This window comes from Pelagicoccus mobilis, assembly GCF_016595505.1.
Taxonomy (GTDB): domain Bacteria; phylum Verrucomicrobiota; class Verrucomicrobiia; order Opitutales; family Opitutaceae; genus Pelagicoccus; species Pelagicoccus mobilis.
The window spans coordinates 160,890-181,442 of record NZ_JAENIL010000002.1 but is presented as its reverse complement, the minus strand read 5'-3'; the positions used below and the strand labels follow the sequence as shown (position 1 = coordinate 181,442).

At 53.1% G+C, this 20,553-nt stretch carries 13 protein-coding genes; 4 read left to right on the top strand and 9 right to left on the bottom strand.

What is annotated here, in order from left to right; genetic code table 11:
- Nucleotides 1-79 precede the first annotated feature (79 nt).
- A complete protein-coding gene (locus tag JIN87_RS01440) occupies nt 80-1,495 on the top strand; it encodes a sulfatase-like hydrolase/transferase (protein ID WP_200353724.1) in 1,416 nt (471 codons plus the stop codon).
- A gap of 28 nt (nt 1,496-1,523) precedes the next feature.
- Here the strand turns inward: JIN87_RS01440 and JIN87_RS01435 are convergent, their stop codons facing one another.
- The 5 genes from JIN87_RS01435 to JIN87_RS01415 all read right to left on the bottom strand — a co-directional run bounded on the left by JIN87_RS01435 (nt 1,524) and on the right by JIN87_RS01415 (nt 9,377).
- The gene (locus JIN87_RS01435) at nt 1,524-4,199 is read right to left on the bottom strand and encodes a glycoside hydrolase family 38 N-terminal domain-containing protein (RefSeq protein WP_200353723.1); all 2,676 of its coding nucleotides are present in this window, start codon (nt 4,197-4,199) and stop codon (nt 1,524-1,526) included.
- Nucleotides 4,200-4,215: 16 nt separating this feature from the next.
- On the bottom strand, nt 4,216-4,785 hold the full coding sequence (locus tag JIN87_RS01430; protein WP_200353722.1) for a hypothetical protein: 570 nt from the start codon (nt 4,783-4,785) through the stop codon (nt 4,216-4,218).
- Between the two features lie 81 nt (nt 4,786-4,866).
- Nucleotides 4,867-6,429 (bottom strand): hypothetical protein, encoded by a 1,563-nt coding sequence (locus tag JIN87_RS01425; RefSeq protein ID WP_200353721.1) that lies wholly within the window; start codon nt 6,427-6,429, stop codon nt 4,867-4,869.
- Between the two features lie 17 nt (nt 6,430-6,446).
- Nucleotides 6,447-7,313 (bottom strand): hypothetical protein, encoded by an 867-nt coding sequence (locus JIN87_RS01420; RefSeq protein WP_200353720.1) that lies wholly within the window; start codon nt 7,311-7,313, stop codon nt 6,447-6,449.
- Between the two features lie 99 nt (nt 7,314-7,412).
- The gene (locus JIN87_RS01415; RefSeq protein WP_200353719.1) at nt 7,413-9,377 is read right to left on the bottom strand and encodes a hypothetical protein; all 1,965 of its coding nucleotides are present in this window, start codon (nt 9,375-9,377) and stop codon (nt 7,413-7,415) included.
- 55 nt (nt 9,378-9,432) lie between these two features.
- On the opposite strand from JIN87_RS01415, the gene JIN87_RS01410 reads away from it, so the two are divergent.
- Both JIN87_RS01410 and JIN87_RS01405 read left to right on the top strand, forming a co-directional pair.
- A complete protein-coding gene (locus JIN87_RS01410) occupies nt 9,433-11,298 on the top strand; it encodes a sodium:solute symporter family transporter (RefSeq protein WP_200353718.1) in 1,866 nt (621 codons plus the stop codon).
- A 118-nt stretch (nt 11,299-11,416) separates the two neighbouring features.
- Nucleotides 11,417-12,427, top strand: a complete 1,011-nt coding sequence (locus JIN87_RS01405) for a nucleoside hydrolase (RefSeq protein ID WP_200353717.1) — start codon at nt 11,417-11,419, stop codon at nt 12,425-12,427.
- A 13-nt stretch (nt 12,428-12,440) separates the two neighbouring features.
- Here JIN87_RS01405 and JIN87_RS01400 read toward each other — a convergent pair whose 3' ends face one another.
- The 4 genes from JIN87_RS01400 to JIN87_RS01385 form a co-directional block, all read right to left on the bottom strand.
- Entirely contained in the window at nt 12,441-13,205 is a 765-nt protein-coding gene (locus JIN87_RS01400; RefSeq protein WP_200353716.1) for an SDR family NAD(P)-dependent oxidoreductase, read from the bottom strand.
- A 79-nt stretch (nt 13,206-13,284) separates the two neighbouring features.
- Nucleotides 13,285-14,496, bottom strand: coding sequence for a D-mannonate dehydratase ManD (gene manD / locus JIN87_RS01395; protein WP_200353715.1), 1,212 nt, complete (start codon nt 14,494-14,496; stop codon nt 13,285-13,287).
- Nucleotides 14,497-14,586: 90 nt separating this feature from the next.
- Nucleotides 14,587-17,580: an alpha-mannosidase gene (locus JIN87_RS01390; RefSeq protein WP_200353714.1), complete on the bottom strand. Its 2,994-nt coding sequence runs from the start codon at nt 17,578-17,580 to the stop codon at nt 14,587-14,589.
- An 85-nt stretch (nt 17,581-17,665) separates the two neighbouring features.
- Entirely contained in the window at nt 17,666-19,372 is a 1,707-nt protein-coding gene (locus JIN87_RS01385; RefSeq protein WP_200353713.1) for an ADP-ribosylglycohydrolase family protein, read from the bottom strand.
- Nucleotides 19,373-19,493: 121 nt separating this feature from the next.
- Here JIN87_RS01385 and JIN87_RS01380 point away from each other — a divergent pair, with 121 nt between their 5' ends.
- Nucleotides 19,494-20,546: a LacI family DNA-binding transcriptional regulator gene (locus JIN87_RS01380; RefSeq protein ID WP_200353712.1), complete on the top strand. Its 1,053-nt coding sequence runs from the start codon at nt 19,494-19,496 to the stop codon at nt 20,544-20,546.
- The last annotated feature ends 7 nt before the right edge of the window (nt 20,547-20,553 follow it).

Sequence of the window (20,553 nt, the reverse complement as noted above, 5' to 3'; positions counted from 1 at the left end):
AATTACATCGATGTCAAAAAGAAAGATTCATAGTAATCCGATTGGTCATCGGGAACGATGACCGCTACTCATTCTTAAGATGCGACCGAAGAACATACTCCTCCTTTGTCCCGATGAAATGAAGGCATCCGCCCTTGGATGTTATGGCCAGAGCCAGCCGGTAAGTCCGTTTATCGACCGAATGGCGGAGGAGTCGTTGGTGTTTGAGCAATGCCATACGGTACATCCGAAGTGTTCGCCTTCGCGGGCAGCTTTGGTCACTGCTCAGTACCCACATGTGGGCGGTCACCGGACACTCGATTTGTATGTGCGTCATCATGAGTTGAATTTGGTTACAACCTTGCGGGAAGCCGGCTACGAGACGGCTTTGATTGGCAAGAACCACACGGCTGATCCGGAGACCTTTGAGGCCATGTTCGACTACCATGTGAATGATGGCGGAAACCAGTCTCTCGAAGACAAGGATCGCAAGATGGTGCCGGGTTCGTATTTCGTGGGGCAGGATGAAGAGCCGCTTGATAATTTCCGAGACCACGTGAACACGGACAATGCCTTGGAGTGGATCGGTGAAAAGCGTGATGCGTCCAAACCGTTTTTCCTGTGGTTGAACTGGAATTCTCCACACCCACCTTACACTACTCCAGAGCCATTCTACGGGAAGCTGGATCGGTCGACGATCGAATTGCCGCCTAAAGACGATGCCAGTAGTAAGCCACGCTATCAGACGGAACTGGCGAAGTCTTATGATACGGAGAACATCAGTGATGAGGAGTGGCGAGAGATCGTGGCAACCTATCTAGAGATGTGCACCTTCGTGGATGCAGAGGTGGAGCGAGCGTATCAATTTTTAGAAGACAAGGGCCTGCTCGACGATACCTTGATCGTGCTGTGGTCGGATCATGGCGATTTTGCGGGCGAGCATCAATTGCCTGAGAAATGGGATACCAGTTTCTACGACTGTATTACGCGGGTACCGTTTATTGTCTTTGATCCTTCGAAGCGGGAGGGAAAGCGAGTGCCGGCTCTGGTGGAGTCGATCGATATTATGCCGACTCTGTTGGATATGGTTGGAGTTGACGCTCCCAAGGGTGTTCAAGGACAGTCGCTCGTATCGCTAGCTAAAGGCGAGGTCGAGTCGGTGCGCGATGTTGTTTTCTGTCAAGGAGGACAAGAGCCCGAGATGTTTGACCGCGTTGTCGCTCCTGACGCGAAGCCACGTCCGTGCCTAGCGTATCAACAGAAACAGGATGCCCTCTACCGTGTGCCGGAGATCAATATCCGGGCGAAGATGATTCGCGATACTCGCTGGAAGTACATTTACCATCTCAATGACTTTGAAGAGCTCTACGATCTAGAGAGCGATCCTTGGGAAATTAAAAACTTGGCGAGCTGTGATGAGCACGCGGATACGCTTACGAAGTATCGAATGCGTATGATGAAGAAGCTTGTGGAGGCTGAAACGGTGGATCCTTACCAAGGGTATTTGGAGAGCTAAGGAGGGAGTTGCTTGGGTGGTTGGCGGCTTAGGTCGCGAGTCTGATGGTGGTTATCTTCTTGGGGGCGAGGTTTGCAGACAGGCTATTGTCGCCGAGCTTATTGCTGTCTCCTTCCGGAGTCCCTGCGAGATTTGTGAACTGGTAGGCCTTAAGGTTGAGCTTGGTTGAGAAGGTCAACCTGTAGTCCTCTGGCATTGGGCTTGGGTTGAAAAGGCGAATTTCCAGGTCGTTGTCGAGGCGACGGCAGGAGGTGAGGACGACTGGGCCATCGATTTCCAAGAGACTGGAGTTGGAAGGGAGCGTGGCGGAAGTGTGCCAGCGGGTGTGGTCGAGTTCGGTGCAGGTGATGGATCGAGGAGGGGCGGCGACTTCTTGGCCTATTTGGGAGAGCTCTGCTGGAGAGGTGCATCCGTCCAGAAATTGAATACGGATGTTTTGCGAGTATTCTCCTTGGTCGTAATCGTTTTCTAGATGGTATTCCCAGAAGAAGTTTCGTGCAGAGCGGAGGAGGGTGAGAGCTAGGGTGCGCTGCTCGTCGTCGAAGAGTTTGCCCTCGTGGAGGCCGCTTGAGCAGAGGGCGATGCCGCGTTGTTTGTCCTGGGCTGCTATCCAGTTCCATAGTGGCGCGTCGCCTTGCCAGGGTTCACAAAGGTCGTCGAGGCGCGGAATGGGAGCAGTCGTTCGTTCGACAGCATCAAAAGCCCCATCTGTGAGGTAGGTGTCGGTTTGAGTCCCAGTGGGGCATAGGAGACGGAGTCGGTGGTCTTGGACGGTGTTGTTGAAGTCGACTTGTAGATCGAGCGCGTCTTGTCCTTGTTTGAGGGATACGATGCAGTGGATCTCGAAGGGAGTCGTTTCAGGGGAGCGTTCTTCACTCTCGCGGTCCCAGAAGTTTGGGAGATCGAGTTTGTAGACGAGCTCGAGTGCTCCGGAGTGCGGAGTTGAGTGGTGGACTGTTGCGGAGACGAGTGTGTTGCGGCTATTGATGGGGCCGCTGTTTTGTGGAATGTCGCAGTGATAGACGTGACCTTTGTCTGCCTCATCGTGGAAGACGAGCAGGTTGCGGTAGGTTTGGCCGTTTATCTTATCGATGACGGTTAAGGTTCCGTCTGCTTCGAGAGTGACTTTGAGTCTGTCGTTTTCGAGCGTGTTGCCTGAGGCAATGCCGCCTGTGGATTGGTTTGTTGGGGCTCCTTTTTCTATTCTGTAGGTCGCGTAGCCGATAGCAGGGAGATCGAGTTCAATAGCAATGCGAGTTGTATCGGTTTCGCCACGCTCGGGTTCCTTATGCTTGAATGTGCGGAAGGTAGGGGTACGGCCTGCGTATTCGATGATCGAGTACGGTAGTTCTTGCCCAGTCTCGCTGAGAATACGGAAAGGGGCGGGGGAAGCGGAATCGCTCCAGGTGGAGGGAAGTTCTATGTCTAGGGCGTGGACTTTGTTTTGGCGAGATGGGAGGGAGTTGAAGATTAGAAGTCGGGCTGTGGAAGCATCAGGTGTGATGTCGCAGCTGACGTTGGCTGCGATTTTGTGCAGGCTGCCGTTGGTTAATTCTTCTGCTGTTTCAGTTGATTGGCGGAGTCGGTACTCGTTGTCACCGAGGGAGGAACGGGGGACGCTGCCGCTGATGCTATCGTGGAAGTGAGGAATGAGAGCGTTTTTCCAAGCGACGCGTAGGAAGCCTTCGGGCGATGGTTTTTGTCGGGATAGGGTTTCGAGTGCAGTGAAAGGTTCGGCCCAGTGACGGAGAGCCGCATCGTTGGCGGCGTTGAGTTGCTTGAGGTGTATCCGGCTGGATATGACGGAGTTGATTACTTTCTGGTCGTCTATACCGTGTTCTTTGTAGCCGGGAGAGCGGAGTTCGCCTTGGAGTTTCTTTTGGATTTTGTCAGCTTCGGTATTGAGTTGCTCGGCGTAGGCGTCGAAGGAACCGTGCTCGATTTGGTGGTCGGCGTATTCGTTTCCTAGATAGGCTTTAAGCTGCTCGTAGTTTCCGAGATCGAAACCGCCGTGGTCGACGCCGTCGAAGAGGAGCGTTTGAGTCGTTGCGGTACGTTCCGCTTCGAAGTTGATCCAGTTTTGCAGGTCGTCTGCAAAGCGCTCTTGGGTGTAGGGGACATCGAGTTTATTGACGTTGCGCACGTGCACGCCGTAGCCCCAGTAACTGTTGCGGCCGAATCGGTAGACGGGGATCTGGGTTCCGTCGGGCGCTTCCCAGAGGATGTTGCGGTGGTCGGGCTCGTTGGATCCGCGCCAGATCGTGGCTGAGAGTAGGTCGAACCCTCTGTAGATTTGTGGCATTTGGCCGGGGTGGCCGAAGCAGTCGCAGACGTTGGCGACGCGGGATGGTGAGCCTCCGAGCTTGCGAGTGTGGGTGATGCCGTATTCGAGATTTCTGACAAGTGCTTCGCCGGAGACGCAAAAAAGGTCCGGCATGGTGTACCAAGGACCCGATTCGATAGAGCCATCTGCCATGAGCTGGCGGACTTGCTCGGCTCTCTCGGGACGGATTTCGAGGTATTGATCCCAGAGTTCGCTTTGGCCGTCGGAGTAGAAGGGGCCTTCAAGGTTTCCGTCAGCAAAGGCGTCGAGGATGTCGTCGATTATGGATACGAGACGGTAGCGAAATCCCTCTTGGGTTTGGTAGAACTCACGATCCCAGTGAGTGGAGAGAATGTAGATGGCTTTGCGTTCTGATGACATTGTCGTATCGGCAGATCTATTCTCCTGCTCCTTCTATCACTGCTGGTTGGAGGACGTTGATATTCGAGTTCAGTTCGAACTTAGACAGATACCGTTCATCTAGTAGGACCAGCCGACCATTGACCTTTTTAAGGAGCAGTAGGTATGTTTTATCTGATTCAAAAGAGGGCTGGCGTGGGTCGAAATCACCTGGAATATCTTCCTGCTTGCTGTAGTCTAGGTTTGTGTCTATTCGAAATTCGAGTAGTCTTTTCTCGATATAGAGTGCTCTATAGAATCCGTATTTATCTCGAGTAAGATCAACCGTTTCGTAAGAGAGTGTGTAGTGCTTATTACGATACTTACCTTTTAAGACTGCATCGACTTTGAACTTTGTGTTCTTGATTAGCCTCTCCCAGCTGAAATCGTGGTTCGCACCTTTTCTGATGTTTTTACTAGGAAGGGGAGTCGCCTTACTCACGACGAGAGCTACCTCCGCAGCTTCGAAACATTCCTCAAAAGAGCTTATCACTACGCTCGTACGAGCTACTAGCGTGTTTACCAGCAAGAACGAGATTATGAGGATACCGTTTATCTGCATGTTCATTGCTTCTAAGTGCTGGTGAGAGCAGGTCGATGGCTCTTGGGAGTCGCTGGGCGGATCCGATTAGCGAAGCTCTCTTTGCTGCTACCTCAGGAGAGTGAGGGAGAAGGGTGGGATTGTGACTTGCTCTTGGATCTTCTCGGAGGTTTCGCCGATTTCTGACTCGGTGGTAAGGTTGTTTGTTGCGGATTGGATTCGCTCGGTTACCTCGGAGGGGAGTTGGTTAGCGGCGAGTGTGTATGGCTTTTCGGTGAGGTTGGAAATTATGTAAGTCGCTGATTGGTTATCGCCGGAAAATTGCCAGGTGAATAGGAGATCCGATGTATTCTTGAAATGGATGCGATTTGCTTGATTTCGACCTCGGGAAGCGAGTGACCAGAGGCGGAGTGTTTGGGCGATTGGGGTGAGTTGATCCTCAATTCTCGCACTATCAAATTGGTGGTAGTTTGTGAGGGTAATTTGCTTTGTATCCAGAAATTCGCTCAGAGTGAAGGACCCCATCAGAGCGTGGGCCCAATCCTTGGGGTGCTTCATGAACGCGTTGTCCCACTCGGTTAGCCAGATATCTGCGTCCTCGGGAATGGCGCTGAGGGCTGTCATTTCATCCCAGTGATCTGTCCAGTAGTGGGTCCAGGATTCGAGAGCGGCTTCGCCTCGGGATAGGTCGAGGTCGCCTGGCTTGCCAATGTAGATGTGGAGGGAAAGAGCGTCGATAAGCTCTTTGTCGAGGAGGGGAACCACGTTGAGGTTCCACTTACGGCGTCGGTCGGCTTGCTCTGGGCTGGTAGCGTCGCCTCCCACTGCAGCGATTTGTACTCCGGGATAACTGGCTTTGAGTTTCTTGGCCCAGTCGTTTGCGGCATAGGCGTAGGCTTCGCCCAGTGATGGAAATGCTCCTGTGACAAACTTGCCGTAGAAATCGCGTTTCCACTCTCCGGGCTTTTGCTTGAACATTTGCCCACCGGAGATGTAGGGCTCGGCAGTGATTCCGAAGAAAAATTCGTTGCCCAACTCGATGTGCTCAACTGTAAGCCCGTGCTCGAGTGCTCTGTCGAGGGCTTCGGTGTTTCGCTTGTAGCGATCGTTGAGCATTTTCCACCAGTCATTGGAAAGTGGAGTAGGGTCGACTGGGCGGCCCCAGAGCTGCTCGTAGTAGTCATGCCCTGGGGTGACCATGTTTGCCACGAATACGAATTTTGGCGCGTCCTCTGGATTTGGATACGCCTTTACGATCTTGGAGAAGTTTTCGAGGGAATTGCTATGCGGTGTCGCGGCAAGTTTGCGCATCCAGCCGATGATGTAGTTCTCGTTGAGGACGACATCCTTCTCCAAATCGACAGCGGGACCAGACTTGAAGACACGGTCGTTTCGCATGTCCCAGTAGGTCGAGATAGTACCGCCTGGATAGCGGAGCATCGCTGGGGATGCTTTCACCAGCGATTTTAGGCGTTGTTTATTGTTCCAGGGTTCGGGAGTCCCGCCTGTCTGGTTATTGTATCCAAGGTACTCGGATGAAATCTCGATGGAGTCTCCAGCATTTTCGAGCACCAGCGGCTGGGGTTCCGATGATGCGTTGGCACTGGAAGTGAGAACCATCAGTGTTGATAGGGTTACGATGGAGCGAATAAATGGACGATTTAAGGTCATACGTTTGAAAAGGGAAATTAAAGTGATTCCGCTTGGAGGCTGATTCCGAATCGGCAGTAGCCATCAAGCCCAGGTGTCAGATAGGGTGATGCTTGTTCGATTTCGATAAAAGGGGATTCAAGATCTTGAGAAGCTATCCAGACGTGGGTGAGAAGATCGGTAAAGGGATTGTCCAACTCGTTTGAGGAGGCGTTTAGGCGCTGCATGCTTAAGCGGTAGTTGTCAATGTGGGCAGCGATTTCTTGGGTGGGGAATGCGTATTTTGCGCTTTGCGAAGAAGGACAGATTTTAGCTGTTGTCTGATCAAGTGTGAGTCCAGGGCGATCAGCGACCGGATGTTCGGTAATTGAGAAACCGTCTAGTTCCTTGAATGTACCTTTGAGCGAAGTCTGGGACAATTCGATCTGGGCGTTGAAAGGCACATGAAGTGTGTGGATCGCGAGGTGGTGAGCTGATTGGGTGGGAGTCCAGAAGCTTTCGCAAACAAGAGTGTTTCCTTCCCAATGGTAGCTCCGCCCGAGAGCAGGGAATTTCGGATGCACCTGAGGTCGGATCAGGCTGAGGGCGCCAGCATAGTTTTCAATCTGGGCAGCGGGTGTGTATTCCCATTCGCGCAGAGGCGGCCACTTCCAATGCGGGAGCGCATCGGAAAGCATCCATACTATGTGGCCGCCCCAACTGGGAGCGTGCGGTCCGTGTTGGGGAAGGGGGGGCGGCGTGACTCTAAGTAGGTTTTGGGATAGGTTTGCCGGTCCAAAGTAAGTGAGGCGTGCGCGTGGGATGGATACGTGTGCGAGCCAAGCTCCGTCTGCGGATTTAGAGACGTAGCTTGGTTCCTCCAGGTAGGTGGAGATCGTCCATGGGCTTGCGGTTAGCGTGTTCATCCTTGGGGAAGTAGGGAGAGTGCAAAAACGAACTTAATAAAAGACATCGATGTCAAAAAGTAAAGCTAAGAGTTCAGGATTTGAAACCTGAGATTGCCCTTAGGGGACGACGAAGCGGAAGTAGATCGGCAATTCCGAACTTTCGATTTCGGTGGGATCCTGTTCGGTGCTTGATGCTTGGTGAAGGTAGCGGGACCAATTCATGAGGTCGGAAGAGTATTGGAGTTCGATTTGGTGGCCACTTGTTTGAGGGAGGATGGGGAGTTCGAGGTGAAGGGTCTCTGGAGAGGCTGGTAGGAGGTGCGTTATGCTGTTGGGCTTGAAGGGGGAGGAACCGAGCAGGAATTCCAAGAGGTTAGGGATTCCATCTTTGTCGGGGTCGGAGGTTTGAGAGCTCGTTACTGCGTCGGCGAGTTGGGATTGGGTGAATGTCTCGCTTTGCCAGTCAGGGAAGGTTGGCTGGACTTCGGAGAGAACTGTGATGGAGAAGGCGGGGAGGTTAATATCGTTGCTAGGAACCAAGCCGATGACCTCTCCCGGATCGAGTTTGGATGCGAGATTCGGATAGGCGGTCTGGCGTTTGTGGATTTGGCCGGAACTGAGAGTGCTGAGGTCGCAGGTATGTTCGGTGCCTGAGAGGTTTATCAAGAGGAAGCGGCGGTTGGTTGCCGGCCCGTCGAATTGCCAGGTGATAAGGGAAGGAATATCTGAGTTCAGGAGCTTCGGGGAGCTGTCAAAGGTGAGTTGGCGAGCGCTTGTGGTTCCGTGGCTGGCCATGGCGAAGAGCCCGATTGTGCGACCTTGGGGGTAGATCTCGCGGCCGTTTCGGATGGAGTTCCAGAAGATGTGGTAGCTGATCAGCTCGGCTTGCCCCTCGGCGAGCCAGCTGTGGATTGTATGGGTGCATTGAAGGGCGTGGCCCCAAGTCTGGTTGGCGGGGCCGGCGGAGTCCCACTCGGTAAACCAGAGTTTCCAATCGTCGATGGCGTCCCAGTTGCTGAGTTGTTTGGTGTGCTCCCATTCGTCGGTCCAGTGCTCAAGCCAGCTGACGAGGGCGGATTCGCCCTGGCTGATATCGAGGTTTTCAGGTTGTGGAATATAGACGTGGATGGCGAGGGCGTCGACATGGTCTCGGTTTAGGAGGGGCGGGATGTTGAGGTTCCAATTGCGCCGGCGAGCGTTTTGGTCGGGGGAGTGCGCTTCGCCGCCTATGGCGCAGATTTTTGCGTCGGGGAACCTGGTTTTAAGTTTAGCAGCCCAGTCGTTTGCGGCGGAGGCGTAGGAGGTTGGGTTTTCTCCAGGGAAGGTGCCTTTGACTCCGACAAGTGGTAGTCCCTGGACGTAGGGTTCGCCGCCCCCGAAATGGTATTCGTTGCCCAGCTCGATGTAGTGGATGGGCCAATCATGGATGGTCTCAGCGGTTTCAAGTGCCCCGAGGCAACGATCGTATCGGTCGTCGAGCATGTCCCACCAGTCGACTGACTCTGGTGTTGAGTTGACGCTGCGTTCCCAGGCGTCGGCGTAGAAATCGGAACCGGGGGTGGCGAGGTTAAGGCAGAAGACGGGGGCGAATGCTCCGAGGTCTGAGTGTTCGCTGTTGTGCTGGTAGGCTTTGTGGAGATCGGCTAGCGGATTGGGCGCTGGGGTGGTGAGGGCGGATTGAACCCAGGAGATGGCGGCCGATTTTTGGAGGACGTTGCCGGAAGTGGCGTCCACTTGATCTGCTCCCTTGAAGAGTTTGCCGGAACGGAAATCCCAGTAGGTGCTAACGGTGCCGCCGGGGTAGCGGAGGTGGCTAGGGCGGGCTAGAGCCAAGGAGTCTCGATTGTCGGCGTTGTTCCAGGGATTCCAGGAGAAGGCGGTCTGGTTATTGTACCCGATTAAATGGGGTTGGATAGTGATTTCAGGGCCGCTTCCTGTAGCGGTTAATTGGGAAGCCAGTGCACTTGATAATCCGAATAAGAACGTTGATAGGCTAACTGCGAATATGTGTAGTTTGGCAAGCGTCGCCATAAATAGGGTGGGGTGGAGTTCGCGACTATCTCTGAAATAAGAAATTGACATCGATGTAATTTGAGAGATTCATGTCAATCGTCAAACCTCACACCCCTCGTATTTCATGCATTTAATCGATTGGATCATTGTCGGACTCTTTATGGCCTTCCTTTTGTGGTTGGGCTTCAAGCTTTCCAAAAAGGCGGGAACTAGTACCGAGGAGTACATCCTAGCGGGACGAAACATGCCTTGGTGGCTAGCCGGTACGTCGATGACAGCAACGGGGTTGAATGCCTCAACGTTCCTACAGGACTCGCGCAAGGTGCGTCAGGATGGATTGGCCGGACTTTGGTTTACGTGGCAGCACATTCTAAATGGAGCGGTGGCAGCGGTTTGGTTTACGCGCTTGTGGCGTCGTGCGGGTTACATGACGCAGATGGAGTTCTACCGCGACCGCTACACGGGCAAGAAGGCGGACTTCGCTCGATTGTTTGACACTGTCTTTTACGGGATCGGTGTAGGGGCCGCGTGGGCATCGATTGGTCTGGTGGGAATGAAGAAGATCATTTCGGTGGTGCTCGATTTGCCGCCGACGATTAGTGTAATCGGCTTCTCGCTACACACGGACATCGTGATCGTTGCGGCTATGGTGATCATCGCTTTGGTTTACTCGGCAGCCTCAGGGGTACACGGAGTGGTGTGGACCGACTTTGTGGAATTCTTCATCGCGATGGCCTGCTCGGTCGGACTCGCGGCAGTCGTGTTTGGGGAGGTCGGATGGAATACTGGCTTGCGTGATAGCATTCAGGGACTGGGAGAACGCGGCGATATGCTGTTGTCGATGGTCCCTGCTTGGGGGCCGGTCTTGATCTACTATTTTTTCGTGCACCCGATCTTCACCCAAGGTGGGTACAATCCGCACATTCAGAGAATGTTGGCTCTGAAGAATGAGCGAGAGGTGATCTACATGGTGCTTTATAGCCAGATCATCAACTTCGTCTTCAAACCGTTTCCGTTCTATGTTTGCGGTTTAGCGGGGATCTTTCTCTTCACCGATGAGCGTATCATTGCCGAGCTGGGGTCGATCGTCTCGGACACTGGCATTGTGATTCCAGACTATGAGCGGGTGTATCCAGCTTTGGTTACGGAATATCTACCGATTGGTATCACAGGTTTGATGATCGCTGGTTTCATGAGCGCGTTCATGTCATCGTTTGATACGAACATTCACAATGCGGCGTCGGTGTTCACGAACGATTTGTACCGCGGCTACATCGCCAAGGAGAAGAGCGAGCATCACTACGTTTGGGTTTCGCGTTGGTTCATGGTTTTCCAAACTGTATTTGCCTCCGTGATCGGCATTATGGTGGATGATATTTTATCACTCATGATGATCGGTCTGGCTCTGCCAATTGCTCCTGGGATGGTGAAGCTCGCTCGTTTCATTTGGTGGCGAGTAAACGGACTCGCAGAAGTGGTTGCCCAAGTTATGTCCTTGTTTGTGATCGCGTTTGTGATGAGTCCGATTGGCAAGGAATCGATTCTAAGCCTGATGGAGACCATTGGTGTAGAGGGAAATGATGGCTTCTTCGTGACCAGACAGCTCGTACTCATTCTGTTTACTTCGATTGTATCCTTCCTCGTAATACTGATGAGTAAGCCTGAACCGATGGATCGACTTGTTGCGTTCTATAAGCGAGTTCGCCCTTATGGTTGGTGGGGACCCGTTGTGGAAGCTGCTGGCGAGGAGTATCGTAATCGTGAGTCGCGACCTATGCTAGTATTACTCACGATCGGATTGATTGGTTCGGTGTTTGGGGCGATTTTTGCTGTTATTGGTTTGATCCTCGCCCTTTGGGGATTGCTGGTTCCGTCCTTGGTGATCGCGGCTCTCTCGTTTTGGGCCTGTTTTTACTCGACCAAGAAGTTGTATCCAGACGGCGGAGAAGTTGTGGGAGCGAATCAGGTTGCCGAGTTGAGCAAGCGTTAATCCCACTCTCGGGAGGGGCGTGATTGAACGGCTTCAAGCAATGACTGGGGGCGAATAGCTGTAGTTGCTTGAGGACTTGATGACATTCTGTTGAGAGTGTTATCTGGATATGAAGGGCATGTTGAAAACTCTAGTCGTGTTGTTCCTATTGGTTGGGACGAGAGCCTTGGTCGCGGATCCAATCAAAGTCATTCTGGACACGGATATGGGTTCCGATTGTGACGACGTGGGAGCGATGGCATTGCTGCACAGCTACGCTATCGAGGGAAAGGTGGAAATCTTGGGAGTGATTTACAGTTCGGGGCGGGTGCCGTATGGCGTGGGATTGATCGATGCTATCAACACCTACTACGGTAAACCGGACTTGCCGATTGGAGCGTACAAAGGAGATGAGGTAGGTGATCCGGTCGACAAGATGCAGGCTGAGAAGCTCGCCAAGGACACTGCTGCATTTGGGCATGATCTGGTCAGTCGAGATGATGTGGAAGATCAGACTCGATTGAATCGTAGTTTATTGGCAGCGGCCGAAGATGAGAGCATCCATTATATCACGATTGGTCATACAAATGGGTTTAGCGAGTTGCTAGCTTCCAAACCGGACGAGTTTTCGGACCTAGACGGTGTTGAACTTGTACGCAAGAAGGTGAAGCGCTGGATTGCGCTAGGAGCTTTGAATGCGGATCGTTCGGATGGAAAACGAAGTAAAGACTGGAATTTTTTTAACAACGGGAGCGCTTCATTTTCAAAGCACGCCGTGGATACCTGTCCGGTTCCGGTTGTTTACGTGAATGCCGGGCACAGAGTAATGACGGGGCGTTCTCTTATCCCTACGGAGTCGGGTAACATTGTACGAACGGCCTATCGCGACTGGCTCTGGAATTATAGCAAAAAGACTCTAGAGGATCAGCGGCCAAGCTGGGATTTGGCTGCAGTGTATTACGCGGTGGAAGGGCTTGGTCCGTATTTGAAGGAAGCTGATCCTGGACGCCTGGATTTTGATCCAGTGAATGGCTGTCGTTGGGATACGGATACGGTAAACGATCGAGAGCTGTATGTTAACCAACTTGATGGAACAGATGCAGCATTCGCTCGTTATTTAGATGAGCTTATGTGCAGGTATGTGAAGTAGGTGCAGCTCGTATCTACCGTTTGCTGCCTTCGATCTTTATTCCGATACCGCCATCGCTGCGGATGGCTTGCCCAGTGATATTGGCTGCGAGATCACTCGCTAGGAAAAGGATCAGCTCTGCAATTTCTTGAGGTTGGGCGATTCGCTCGAGCAAATGCATATCGACACATTCGTCGTAGATTGCTTGCGGATCAGGAGATTGCTCCATGGCCCAATGGAGCATAGGAGTATCGATGGTGCTGGGGCAGACAGTGTTGCAACGGATCGTTGGTGTGTAGTCGACCGCAATGCTGCGCATAAGACCGAGAAGGGCGGTCTTGGAGGCGACGTAGGGAGCGACCTTCTCCTGGCTCATAAACGATTGCGCGCTGCCCACGTGTACGATCGATCCGCCTCCTTTGCGAAGCATCGACTGGATACAGTACTTCGACATGAGAAAAGCTCCGGTTATGTTGACGCCCATGACGCGGTTCCAATCTTCGAGGCTGGTTTCGTGAACGGGTGAGTAGGCGAGTACTGCTGCGTTATTAACCAGGATATCGACTTCGCCGAACGTATCGATTGCTTTGGTTACAGCCGATTGGGTGTCCGCTTCGTTGGATACATCCGTCTTGATAAAAATGGCTTTTTCACCGAGTGGAGCGATCGCTTCTCCACCTTGGTCGCTCCAGTCGAGTACTGCAACGTTCGCTCCGCGTTCAACGAGCAGCTTAGCTGTTTCGAGTCCGACGCCGCTAGCGCCTCCGGTAACGACGGCTGTTTTGTTTTGGAATGTCATTGAGGGGAGGAGGGGGACAATGTGATGGTGGGCAGTGCGGCAACGATGGAGCGTTGCCCTCCGATCTTGTATCAGGGTATTACCAGTGGAACATGGTTCCGTCTTCGAGACGGTTGATGGGAAGGTACGCTTTTTGATAGGGGTGTTTTTCGGCGAAGTCCTTATTGAATTCGACACCGAGGCCGGGGGCATTGCCTGTGTAAAGGTGCCCGTCTTTGTAGTGGATTTCGTGTGGGAAGGCTTCGGACATCTTGTCTGAGTATCCCATGTATTCGAGGATGCCGAGATTGTTGATGGCACGGCTGACGTGGAGGCAGGCTGAGAGGGCGATCGGTGAGACGTCGCTCGGGCCATGCATGCCGATCTTCACATGATAGATCGCGGCAAAGGCAGCGATCTTCATCATAGGAGTAATGCCTCCGCTATGTGAAACCGTCATGCGAAGGTAGTCTATGAGTTGCTCGGTGATCAGAGTTTGGCAGTCGTAGACTGTGTTGAAGATTTCCCCAATCGCTAGTGGAGTCGTGGTGCGTTGACGGATGAGGCGCAGGCCCTCCTGGAGCTCGCCGGGGACAGTGTCCTCTAGCCAGAAAAGTTTATAGGGCTCGAGATCTTTGCCGAGTTGAGCGGCCTCATTTGGAGTGAGTCGATGATGACAGTCGTGCAGGAAATGCAGATCGTATCCAAATTCGTCACGCGCTCTTTGGAAAAGACTCGGTACGAAGTTTAGGTATTTTGAAGTGTTCCAGGATTCTTCTTCCGGGAGTTCTCCTTTTTTTGCCGGCTCGTAGCTGTCTTTTTCTTTGGAGATTCCGTAGATGCTTTCCATTCCCGGTACTCCGGACTGGATGCGAATGGCTTTGTAACCAAGCTCTCTCTTTTTGGCGACCTCCTCCATGGCGTGGTCAGTGTCGCGGCCACTGGCGTGGCAGTAGACAAGGACCTTTTCGCGGCTGCTGCCGCCAAGAAGTTTATACAGGGGAACGCCGAGAGCTTTAGCTTTGATGTCCCAAAGGGCGATATCGATTGCTCCGATGGCTGTCATGGTGACTGGCCCGCGACGCCAGTAAGCGCCGCGATAGAAGAAGTTCCAAATATCCTCAGTATCGAATGGATCTCGTCCGATTAGAGAAGGGAAAAGGTGCTCCTTCAAGTAGCTGTAAACAGCCAGTTCCCGTCCGTTTAAAGTGCCGTCTCCAAGACCGATCACACCTTCGTCGGTGTGGATCTCTATCGTGAGATAGTTGCGACCAGGAGAGTTTAGGTAGATTTTGGCATCGGTGATCTTCATTTTGAAGGATGAAGTATGAGGGGTGAATTATGAAGATCAGGAGGAGAGTAGGAAGCTTCGGACCGGACGAAACCGTGAATGGTTGGACGTTCAGTTGGCTGTAATGAGGAAGCAGTTGAGCTTGTATGGAGTGGCTTGAAACTCGTTGTTCTCGAGGGCGGTTCCTAGTGGGGTCTTGAGTCCGTCGATCGGAGTGGCTCTAAAGCCTTCGTCTAGGAGAAGTTTCACGGTGCCGCGTGCCCCCATCGTCTCTGTCGTTTTGACGATGAAATTTCCGTCCTCGCATGGTTGGATCCAGGAAATGAATACGGAATCTAGACCTTTTACACCGTGAATAGGGAGTTTTGTCCCCTGAGTCGCTGTGAGTGCTTCCGTGAATGCGTAGTCCGCAAGGGCCGCGGGGTGTTGAGAGGCCTCTGTCTTGCCGGATTGCCAAGGCGCGAGAATGAGTTTGAAGCTGTGGCGTCCGAGGTCGGCACAAATATTCTCTGGTATGTCTTCGCGCAGTGAGTTTGGAAATGGGTTCTGGAACCCGGGGCCTTCCCCGGTTGTGAGCGGGCTGGAGAGGAGTGACACGCCAATCGTTCCGTGGCGAGCGGAGAATCCGTATTTGTTTTCTGTGACAACGCTCAGACCTTCGCGCTCGCCATCGTCAGAAATGAGTGCCCAGCGTGAACCGGGAACTTCGAACTGAGCTTCATCCGTTATGGTCTTAGGGTTTTGGTTCCGAACCGTACTCCCGACTGCTTGGCCATAGCGAACATTGTCGCCTCGATACTCGGTGGGCATAATTGCCTTGAGGTAAGAATGTTCCTCCTGCCAGTCGATGTCGTAGGAGATTTCGAGATATGGCTTGGTGGCATCGCAACGGTACGTGACCAGGACAGAGCTCTTTTCGGAAAGTTTGCGTTTGAAGCAGAGTTCTACGAGTCCGTCGTGTGTACGATTGATCGATACATCTGCTTGGGATGTCTCTTGCTGCCCGAGGCTAAGAGCGGTGCGGTCGATTTCCCACGCTTGGTGGTCGTGTGGTCTGTTTGGGTAGACCCAGAGTTGGTTGAGTGGAGCTGATGAGGCAACCTGTGCTCCGCCAAATTCAAGTGATTCGATTTCTCCCTTGTTGTTGAAAACAGCTTTCAGATGCTCGTTGCCGATTGTACTTTCGGTAACATTGACGGCTGGGCCTTCGTAGCTCTCGGCAAGTGCGATTTCAGCGCTTTGGTAAGCTGGGATTTTGAGGAGTTTTCCGTCTTCCGTCCATGCTTGTGCGTCGAAGGGGCTCGTATTGAACAGAGCGGAGCCTTCTTCGCTCGAGAGTATCTCTGAGGTGAAGGCCTTCGCTTCATCGATGATTTGATCGAACTCTGCTTCGAGCTCGAGGTAGGCTCGCGTAACGGATGAGCCAGGGAGAATGTCGTGGAACTGGGAGAAGACCACGCGTTTCCACCACGTTTCGTTGATCGGGCCTGAGCCCTTTGTCGCAGCTGCAATTTCTGCGAGCTGGAGAGCTTTTTCAGCAGAACGGTATCGGGACTTGAAGGTGGATCTGCTGGTGTAGGTGCCGCGGTGCTTTTGGATGAGGATCTCTCCGTGAAAATTGGGGAGATCGTCGCGGAGTGTATCGAGGCGGTCGTAGAAAGGCTCGATGTTGCCCCATTTACAGCGAGGCATGCTTGCGAGGTTCTGAAGACGCTTGATGCGTTCACACATCTCTTCTGTAGGACCGCCGCCGCCATCTCCATATCCCGTTGGGATCAGGACCTCTTTGTGGGTATCCGCCTGGTGGTGACGATTCTGGGCGCGTTCAAGTTCGTCGACGGTTGCACAGCCATTGTAGAACTGGACCGTTTCGCCATGGATATGGGTGAGGATCTCGGATCCGTCTGAGCCAACCCATTTGAAGCTATTGAGCGGAAAAGCGACTGATTCGCTCCAGGTCACCTTGTTGGTGAAAAAGTACTCGACCCCATAGTGCTTCATTAGCTGTGGGAGGGAGCCTGAGTAGCCGAACACGTCTGGGAGCCAACAGAGTTTTGAAGGGGAACCGTTTAGTTCGGCAAATCCTGCCTGACCGAGTTCGAAGCTACGAGCTAAGGCTTCACCGCAAGGAATCAATGTATCGGATTCGACGTACATGGCACCGTAGGCCTCCCATCGTCCTTGCTCAATCCGGTTTGAGACTCGGTCGAAGAGGGCGGGGTCAAGGCGCTTGACCGCCTCGTAGCTTGCGGGCTGCGAGTATCCGAACTGAAACTCTGGATACCGGTCCATCAGGTAGTCGACGTTAGTAAAGGTGTGTACTGCCTTGGTTTCTCCGATCGACTCAGGCCACATCCAAACGAGATCGATGTGGGAGTGCCCGTTGACTGTTGCGTCCAGATTCCAAGCTTCGGACGGGAAGTTCTCGAAGGTTTGGTCGAGAAGGGCGGATGCGTCGTCGAGTTTTTTGAGATCTAGGAGATCGCAGGTAGACTCGAGTGCTCGGGCGAGTTGGCGAGTGAAGGGAGTGACGTTGTGATCGTCGGTAGGAACGCCCTTGTGCTCAAACCAGTTTGAGAGCTCCGGAGATTCTTTGCGGGCGGCTGCGGCGATGAGCTCGATGAGAATTTGAAGGTCGTGGATGAGCTTCCAGTGAGCTTCGGAACGACGGATGAAAAAGGCTCCCTTGAGTTCACTGCCACGTGGATCGATGCCGGTGGCCTCTGGATGCCAAATTGCGGATTGGATACAGTAAGCTCTTATTTCGAGTGAACTAAAGCTCTTAGGGAGCAAGCACTCGCGGTGAGCAACATCGAAGCCGAAGAAGGGCTTTCCGTCTATGTACAGTGTAGATTCCCCCTGATCGATCCAGCGGAGCCAGAGTTGGCCATCATTGTCCGCGTTTGGTAGATCGATTGTGAAACCTTGTTCGCCATAGATCTTGCCCCAGTAGTGCGGAGTTTCGATCGAACGGGGTTCGCCGGATGCTGTTAGCTTATTGATCGAAGCGGTTTCGACCGTTTGCCAGAGATCTCTCTTGAGGAGCTTGAGATTGGTGAGGGCGCGCCGCGGAGCGAACTTTAGGATATGGTTGCGGGGAAGCATGAGTGTAGAAAAGGGTAAAGTCCCTCCAGTGGAGGGACGGAATAGAAAGATGCAGCCAATACGGAAAGCTGCAAATCAAAGCGGCCTATAAAGTGGCGGCTTCGCTCGGTTCGTTCAACGGAGTCCAGTTAAGGTCCGTATTGACGAAACACTGGTGCCAGTGGCGTTTGCGATGCTTCTTGAAGATGACCACAGCCTCGACTGGCTGTGAGGTCTTTTCCAGCTTTAGCACGATACGGTTGGTGCCGGACTGGAGCTTCAGGTCTGCTTCGAATGTGCAAGGGTTTAATGGCTGATAGGTATCGCTTTTCAGGATACGCTTTCCATTTAACCAAATTTCGATTGGTCCGGTGCAGCCTGCGAGCATCCAATTGTGAGAATCCTCAGGCGACTCGAATTCAGAGTAAGCGTAGTAGCTGCAGGGACTGCCTGCATCCGGAAGCCCGTTCAGGATGAGACGAGAGTCTTTTGCGGGCAAGAAGTGCGCGTGCGGATCGTTGGCGGTCGCGTCGATTGTGAGTCCCGTCTGAGATAGGGTGGCTGGGTCTTTGAAGTCGGTGTCGAAGCCGGAGTGCATCTGAGTCATGTACCTGAGCGAAGGCAGTGCATCGCATCCATGATCCGGATACTCGGTATTTTGAGGGCTGACTTCCTTCCAGTCTCTCGAATAGGGACCGAAAACGACCCAGTCGGGGAAGGCTTTTTCAACTGGCGAGATTTCAGCGAGGTCCTGTTTCTTGACCACCAAGGCTGGGATTTGAGGGACTTCTTGCTCGACCGGAATGTGGAGTAGGTCGGGATTGCGAGAAGCGATCTGCAGGCCAAAGGAACAGCTGGCGTGGGTGAGCTCCTTGAGGGAGCCGTCGCGAGGGAAGCCGAGCATCCAGTCGCTGATTTTATAGTCGTCGGTCAGGGCATCGCGGATGGATGGAGGGAGGGCCGCAGTTCCGCTGATCGCATTCAGGATCGCTCCCGCCGAGGCTGCGGTACAATCCGTGTCGTAGGCGCAGTTAATGGCGATGTTCATCGTCTTGACGAAGTCGCCATCGCCTTTGAGGAGGGCCAGGATGGTGAATCCCAGGTTTTGTGGGGAATTGGTAAAGTCAGGGTGTCCGAAGTCCCGCAGGATAAGAGCTCGAACCTGTTGCCAGGAGTTCGATTCGCACCATTCGATCACTTTCGGGACCATTTGAGCGAATCGGCTCTCAGGGTCAATGTAGCTGAGTCCGGTTTCGATCAGCTTCATGAGATCTTTTTCGAGGAAGGCTGCCGCCTCCAGCGCCGCAAGGAAGATCTCGGCCTGTACCGAATCCTCATGGTGATCCAGCTCGGCATCCTGCTTGGCGTAACTCGCTGCGAGTCCTGGCATTCCCGGGCAGATTATGCCCCAGATCTCGGAACGGATAGGGCAGCCCATGCCATTGCCGAAGAACCAATTGTCTACATCGCCAGATTTTGGCGGCATGATGCCGCGTTCCCAATTGGCGATCGCGATTCCGTACTCTGACCAAGGTGCGTCTACGTGCTCGCGCCACTCGGCGACCATTTGCTCTGAATTCAAGTCGATGCCATGCTCTTGGAGGGCGTGAAGCCAGAGGATTTGCAGATCCGTGTCGTCGTTCTCGACTATGTTGAGCGGCAGGAGGTCCTCTACATTGACATCCAAAATGTGCTTAAAACCTTCGTAATTTGCACCGAAAGTTCCACCGATGAACTTTCCGAGCCACATGTCGTATGCGGTCGTAAAGTACTCGCTGTAGGGGAGTGTATGGGGTTTGGAAAGTTTTGACATTTGTTCTTAGTGGCCGGATTTTCGACTAAAACTGACAACGATGTCAAAACAAATGATACATCTCCAAAAAACTGCGATTTGGGCGATTATTGACTGAGAAGGATTTAGGAGCGGAAAAGCGATGGAAAAAGGGTTCGTCATCGGTCTCAAAAATGGTCAACAGTCTAGATCGATGGCGACCATATACGAAGTTGCGAAAGAAGCAGGTGTATCTCCAAAGACTGCAGCCCGGATCCTAGCGGGATCTAGCTCGCGTCCTAAGAACAAGGAGCTGGTGATGGCAGCGGCCAAGAAGCTTGGCTACGTGCGTAACCAGCAGGCGGCGAATTTACGCTCGGGCAAGTCCGGCCTGATCGGTTTGATCATCCCGTCGATCACAAGCCCGTTCTATCCTTGGTTTTTCCAGACGATCCACGATACGGCGCTCGCGAAGGGCTACCAGGTTTTGCTCTCGAGCGTTTCGGGCGGTCACAGCGAGGTTGTGAAGGCTTTGCAAATGATGGAGGCAAACCGCGTGGAAGGCCTGCTTTTCAACATGAGTGAGTGGGACGACAAGGAGTCACTCGAGATTTTGAATCGTTTCGTAGAGCGCAAGCAGCCTGTAATCGTCGGCGGAACCAACCTCGGCAAAATCCAGGCCGATGAGATCGTCATCAAGAATATCGAGGCGATTGAAAAGGCTACCAGCTATCTCATTAAGACGGGGCACAAGAAGATTGCTTTCATTTCAGGACCACAGGCCGCATTGGGTAACCGTGAGCGCCTAGAGGGCTATCGCAATGCGATGGACAAGGCGAAACTGATGGTCAAGGACGGCTGGGTCTGCGAAGGAACAGGAGAGTTTGTCGAGGGCTTGGACCTCGCGAAGACTTTGTTGCGGATGAGCGATCGGCCTACCGCTATCGTGTGTGCGACGGATCTTATCGCTATCGGTGCGATGAAGGCGGCTCAGGAAATGGGGCTGTCGGTTCCGAACGATTTAGCTGTAACGGGCTTCGATGACATTCCTTGGGCAAAACTTTCAGCTCCGAGTTTGACCACTCTACGCCAACCGCAGAATCGGATCGCTCGGGAAACGGTCAATCTGCTGATCGAGCGCATCAACTCGAAGGACATTTCGAATCCGCGCCGTCTGGTGTTCGAGCCGGATCTGATTATTCGCGAATCGGCCTAGTCGCCAA